The organism is Blautia sp. Sow4_E7 (assembly GCF_052116245.1).
In the GTDB taxonomy this organism is placed as follows: domain Bacteria; phylum Bacillota; class Clostridia; order Lachnospirales; family Lachnospiraceae; genus Blautia_A.
On record NZ_JBQKLL010000137.1, the window covers coordinates 1 to 530 of the forward strand.

General features: G+C 46.6%; 1 protein-coding gene. It reads right to left on the reverse strand.

Annotated features, from left to right (window positions below; genetic code table 11):
- A partial coding sequence (locus ACTQ50_RS19730; RefSeq protein ID WP_441485573.1) for a prealbumin-like fold domain-containing protein occupies positions 1–530 on the reverse strand: 530 nt, incomplete at both ends.

The window sequence follows — 530 nt, forward strand, 5'->3', positions numbered from 1 at the left end:
TCATCCGGATTCCCAACTTTATACAGGTCGAATTTTGCTCCCTCAAGGGCTTTTCCCTCTGCTCCTGTCTTGACCAGTTCCAGTTTTCCTTTACTTTCTTCTGTATTGCTCATTTCGAAAGTATAAGTTTTTACTTCTGTCTGACCAGCCTCTACTGTCTTGATCTCAGTCCTTGCTGCTGCTCCGCTCGGTGTTACATAGCCTGCCGGGGCTTTTGTCTCTTCGAAGTAATAGCTTCCTGGGTCTACACTGATCTCAATGGTTCCGTTTTCATCTGTTACTAACGGCACCTTATTGATCCTAGTGTCCGCTTTTCCATCTTCCACACGGTATAAGTCGAACTCTGCTCCTGCAAGCTTTTTACCGTCAGTTCCGGTTTTTACCAGTTTCAGCTTTCCTTCGTTTTCCTTCGTATTGCTTACATTGATCGTATACAATACAACGGATGCCTGGCCTGCTTCTACAACTACTGTCTCTGTCTTGGCAGCTGTTCCAGCCGGGGTTACATAGCCTGCCGGGGCTTCTGTTTC